Source organism: Micromonospora gifhornensis, from assembly GCF_016863515.1.
In the GTDB taxonomy this organism is placed as follows: Bacteria; Actinomycetota; Actinomycetes; order Mycobacteriales; family Micromonosporaceae; genus Micromonospora; species Micromonospora gifhornensis.
This window is the reverse complement of sequence record NZ_BOPA01000057.1, coordinates 1-5,044: the sequence shown is the minus strand read 5'-3', so window position 1 is coordinate 5,044 and position 5,044 is coordinate 1. Positions and strand designations below refer to the sequence as shown.

The window sequence follows — 5,044 nt, the reverse complement described above, 5'->3', positions numbered from 1 at the left end:
CCGGCCCGCTGCCGCGCCGGCCCGCTGCCGCGCCGGCCCGCTGCCGCGCCGGCCCGCTGCCGCGCCGGCCCGCTGCCGCGCCGGCCCGCTGCCGGGCGATGTCGTCATCGCCGCCAAGCGGGCCGGGTTGGCGTACCTGCAGCACATCGTCGCGGCTGACCGGCCACCCCGGCCCGGTCAGCGTACGCAGCTGGACATCCACACCGACGTGCTGATCCTGACCCGCCGCAGCGGCGCCGATGGCTGAGATGCTGCCCCATCTGGCCGCACACGCGATCAGCTCCTACACAACACCGGGGGACCTGGTGTTCGACCCGATGTGCGGGTCCGGCACCACGCTCGTCGAGGCCATGCATCTGGGCCGGCACGGCCTGGGCATCGACATCGAGCCTCGGTTCACCGCGCTGGCCGCCGCCAACATCGCCCTCGCCGGGTCGCAGGGCGCGACCGGATCCGCGCGAGTGTTCACCGGCGACGCGACCACTCTTCTCGGCGTGGTCCCGGCGTCCACGCTCGGCCGGGTGGGAATCGTGCTCACCTCACCGCCGTACGGGCGCGGCACCCACGGCCTCGTTCAGCTGACCAACAGCGGGGTCCGTAAACGCAGCCACCTGTACGGGGACCGGGAACGAGGCAACCTCGCCTACGGCGGATGGTCCCGTTTGATGGACGGGTTCGCCGCGATCCTGGCCGCCAGCTACCAGCTGCTGCGACCCGGCGGCACTGTGGTGATCACCTGCCGGCCGGTGCGTCATCACCGTGACAACCTGATCGACCTGCCCGGCGAACTGCTCGCCGTGGCCCGCTCGGTGGGATTGATACCGGTGCAGCGGTGCGCCGCGATGCTCGCCACTGTCCGTGACGGGCAGATCGTGCACCGTGCCTCGATGTTCGGGCTCATGGCCGTCCGCACGTCCCGGGCCCAAGGTCTCCCCGTCCACCTCATCGCCCACGAGGATGTGCTGGTCCTGCGGCGCGGCCCGCAGTCCTGACGGTCAGGAGCATCCGTGCGCAGGGCGGATCCGAGTGCCGATGGCTGTTCGTGCCATCGGCACTCGGGACCGAACCACCCTGAGGACCAGGAAACACGCGGAGGTCTCTGGTGACCGTGCGGCGACGTTCGATGGCGAGTCGGTCGTCGGTGGTCCGCTACGGACCACGCGTGTGGGTCATCGGACGGCGTGACCGGCGCGGGGTGTGATGACTCGCCGGAGCGGCAGGGCGATGAGCAGTGCGATCGCCACCAGCAGGGCGCTGACCCATACCGGGCCGAGGTCGCCGGCGTCGGCCCCGAGGGTGATGGCGGCAACGATGGGCCCGCCAGCAGCACCGATGTTGAGTGCCACGGTCGCATACGCCCCGCCCATGGTGGGTGCGGCTGCTGCCTCATAGAGCACCCGGGCGATTAGGGTGCTGCCCACCGCGAAGGACAGGGTGCCCTGCACGAACACGAGGAGCAGAAGCGCTACCGGCCGGGCAGCCAGGGCCGCCAACGCGACCCAGCCGAGGAGCAGCGACGGGCCACCGACGGCGAGCACGATGCCGGGCCGCTGATCGGAGAGCCGTCCGGCGAGGGTGACGCCGACGAAGGACCCGACCCCGAAGAGCACCAGCACCACCGAGACCCACAGTCCGCGCAGGCCAGCGGTGTCCGTCACGATCGGTGCCAGGAACGTGAACGTGGCGAAGGTGGCAGCGTTGACGAGGGCACCGAGCAGCATGACCAGGAGCAGCCTGGGTGTCGCGAGGTGGGTGATCTCGGTGCGAAGAGACGAGCCGCCCGGCATGCCGTGCGGGGTTGTTCCGGTACGGGCGGGAATGCCCTTCACGACGCCGAAGGCAGCGGGAATGCAGAGCAGTGCGATCGCCCAGAACGTGGCCCGCCAGCTGAGCAGCGTGCCGAGCAGCGCCCCGCCGGGAACTCCGGCGATGGTGGCCACCGTCGTGCCTGAGAGCAGCACTGTCAGCGCGCGTCCTTTCTGATCGGGGGCGACGAGCGTGGCGGCCGTGCTCAGTGCCACCGCGAGGAAGCCCGCGTTGGCCAGGGCGGCGAGCACGCGGGTGACCAGCAGAATGGTGAAGCTGGTGGTGAGGGCGCCCACGACGTGGGTCACGGCGAACATCAGCACGAAGCTCAGCAGGCTGGCCCGGGCGGGCCAGCGGCGCGCGAGTGCCGCCATCAGTGGCGCGCCGACGATCATTCCGGCGGCGAACGCCGAGGTCAGGAGCCCGGCGGTGCCGACCGACACGTTGAGGTTTGTTGCGATGTCCGGCACCAGGCCGGCGAGCATGAACTCCGAGGTGCCCATGGCGAAGACCGCCACGGCAAGCAGATAGAGCGGGAGAGGCATCGAAAGCTCCGAGGTGAGCGAGAAGGAGACGGACACGTCTCGTCACCGCGGCCAGCGCCCCAAGGCGTACGCGCACAGGTCCCGCGCAGCAACGGCTGCGGGAAAGCGGGTGATGAACTCAGCGGTTCAGGGGGCTGACGGCGTGACCGAAAGCCCCCACCGTGGATGCCTCAGGGCTCGACATGACACACAACATTACTCAAACCCCCCGATCATCATGCAACCAGGTTCCCGAGAGTGAGCGTCGATCCCTGTCCCGCACTATCTCGTGCCCGGCCGGGTCGCGTCCGCGTCGCTCGGCTCCGTCTCCCGCATCGGTGAGTTCCCCCCGCTTTCATGGAGCTTCTTGATCATGGTCTGGTGGCCGTGGGGAGGAAGTCGTCCGTGGCAGCACCGAAGAAGTACCCCGATGAGCTACGTCAGCGTGCTGTGCGCTTGTACCGCGAGTCGGATCCGAAGCCGGTGATCCGGCGTCTGGCTGAGCAGCTTGGTGTGGATCACGAGGCGTTGCGGAATTGGATCCGCCAGGCTGAGGCCGACGCTGGTGAGTGCACCGATCGGCCGAGCAGTGAGGTGGCTGAGGAGAATCGCCGGCTGCGTAGGGAAGTGGCTGAGTTGCGGCGGGCGAACGAGATTCTGAAGGCTGCGAGTGCGTATTTCGCGGCGGAGCTCGACCCGACCCGGCGACGGTCATGAGGTTCATCCATGAACACCGCCGCCGCCGTTGAACCCTCGCGAACGGAAAGCAGTCCGTAGCATCGCCGCTCCCGCTCAGGTACGACCGTTGTCCATGCGTCCGGTGGTGCCGGCGACAATCGTGATGCCGGAGAACGCGCACGGCGACGCGTGCCCACACGTCCGCTTCGCGATCTGCTCGTCACCTAGGGTGACGGTAGGTGTCGGTCGTCGGATCCCGGTCATGCCCAGAATGCGCTGCGCAGGGCGCGCATCTTCATGGATAGGCAGAGGGGAATGCGACGACGACGTCTCCGTCCGGGCGCACGGACGGGCAGGAGCGCGCATCACCGTAGCCCAGCTTCGACGGCGCGCACGTTCGGCTCTGCCACCGGTGGGCTCTGCTGGCCCGGCGATACGGGCCAGCGCAGCCGGCAGGGCGTCGCCGAATCCTGCTGACGTGCCTGACCTCGCCATGGGTCGTGCTGCGACTCGGTCCGATGCACCCGCTTGCCCAGCGAGGCATGGTTCCGGCCGCGGTCGTGGCATCGTGCTCAACTGGGCTGGGTGGCGGCGTCGGAATGGGGTACAGCGTGGGCCTGGGTCGCATGCGGTGGCCTGACTCTGCTCGCAGGGCCGTGGTGGTCAGTCGCGGTCGCCTCGACGTCCTCTGCTGCGAAGTCGACGCATAGCTGTTGGAGCACGGTCTTACGGGGGCCAGCGTTGCGGCTGGTAGTCGTTGACTCGTTGAAAGCCGATGAACAGCCCGTCGTCCCGGGTAAGCCCGGCGAACTCGTCGTCAGACTTGGGATGTGGTGGAATCCGGTGGCGCGCTGGTAGAACGCGGCCCTTTGAGGGGTCAGCACAGTCAAGCGATATCGCTGCAAGGATCAACGTCCCGCCCACAGGCCACTTATCAACGACTGTCATCTCCACAGGCGGCCGACCCAAGATCGGGTGTAGGCATCTGGCACCGATCGCGCTTGCCGGCGAGGTGTTCCCAGAGACGAAGGCGACTTGCCCGTACCATCTCGGCCGTGCATACCACCCCGCTGCCTTCGATCGATGTGGAAGCGGTCTTCCCGCAGTTGCGTGGGTTCGCGCGGACGACTATCCGGCTGCATCCACGCAAGGGCTCACCGTCGGTCGAGCAGAGTTCCGTGGGCGGGCCGCTGCTGTGGCCGGCTAACGAGCCATGGCCAACCTGTGACGGTGGAGGTCTGGACGATCATCCCGCCGAGGCTGGGGTACCACTCGTGCCGGTCCTGCAACTACTTGCCGACGATGTGCCCGAGCTGCCATTCCCCGAGGACTCGGACGTGCTGCAGGTGCTGTGGTGCCCGTTCGACCATGACCCCTGGACTGCTCCGCTGCCACGCTTGCGCTGGCGGCGACGATCAGCGATCGGACCCCGACTGACGGCCGTGCCCCCGCCCCACGAGGACACCGAAGCCTGGTACGTGCCCGACGCGTGCGTCGTCGATCCCGAGCGGGTCGTCGAGTACCCGTCGTACGACCTACCGCGTGAGGTGTGGTCGCAGATTCAGGAAACGGCGCGTCGGATCGAGGCTGACCACGGCTGGCAGTACGACACCGACCTGGCGGTCGCTTCCGGGATCAAGGTCGGCGGCTACCCCGGCTGGACACAGCCGCCTGACTGGCCGGTCTGCACCTGCGGGGTTCGGATGGAGCACCTGCTCACCATCGCCACCTGGGAGTTCAGCCGGGGCGACGAGCGGCGTTGGGTCCCGCTGGAGGACCGGCCCGCAATGGCCGGCTGGAGCTTCGATAGTCCGGATGACCATCCGTGGCGGTCACTTCAGAACCCGACAGGATTGATGCTCGGCGACGCTGGCGGCGTCTACATCTTCGTCTGCACGTCATGTCCGGAGCGTCCCCACGACCACCGATTCGACTGCTCCTGACTCGACAGGAGTCACCGACAGCGTCCGAAACTAGCCGCGAGTCGCGCGCTACGCGACGTCACGATGCTCGGTCGGATCGGCGTCCGGTCGTGC

The 5,044-nt window shown here is 68.4% G+C and carries 4 protein-coding genes and 1 pseudogene; 4 read left to right on the top strand and 1 reads right to left on the bottom strand.

Annotated features, from left to right (window positions below; genetic code table 11):
• Positions 1-247, top strand: a pseudogene (locus Vgi01_RS28085) (hypothetical protein); the annotation flags it as partial.
• The gene (locus tag Vgi01_RS28080) at positions 240-992 is read left to right on the top strand and encodes a TRM11 family SAM-dependent methyltransferase (RefSeq protein WP_238360399.1); all 753 of its coding nucleotides are present in this window, start codon (positions 240-242) and stop codon (positions 990-992) included. The pseudogene Vgi01_RS28085 and the gene Vgi01_RS28080, both read left to right, overlap by 8 nt.
• 177 nt (positions 993-1,169) lie before the next feature.
• On the opposite strand, the gene Vgi01_RS28075 is transcribed toward Vgi01_RS28080, so the two are convergent.
• Positions 1,170-2,351: a Cmx/CmrA family chloramphenicol efflux MFS transporter gene (locus Vgi01_RS28075; RefSeq protein ID WP_204293068.1), complete on the bottom strand. Its 1,182-nt coding sequence runs from the start codon at positions 2,349-2,351 to the stop codon at positions 1,170-1,172.
• Positions 2,352-2,735: 384 nt separating this feature from the next.
• Here Vgi01_RS28075 and Vgi01_RS28070 point away from each other — a divergent pair, with 384 nt between their 5' ends.
• The gene (locus Vgi01_RS28070; protein WP_203224507.1) at positions 2,736-3,047 is read left to right on the top strand and encodes a transposase; all 312 of its coding nucleotides are present in this window, start codon (positions 2,736-2,738) and stop codon (positions 3,045-3,047) included.
• A 1,016-nt stretch (positions 3,048-4,063) separates the two neighbouring features.
• On the top strand, positions 4,064-4,951 hold the full coding sequence (locus Vgi01_RS28065; RefSeq protein ID WP_204293067.1) for a YwqG family protein: 888 nt from the start codon (positions 4,064-4,066) through the stop codon (positions 4,949-4,951).
• The last annotated feature ends 93 nt before the right edge of the window (positions 4,952-5,044 follow it).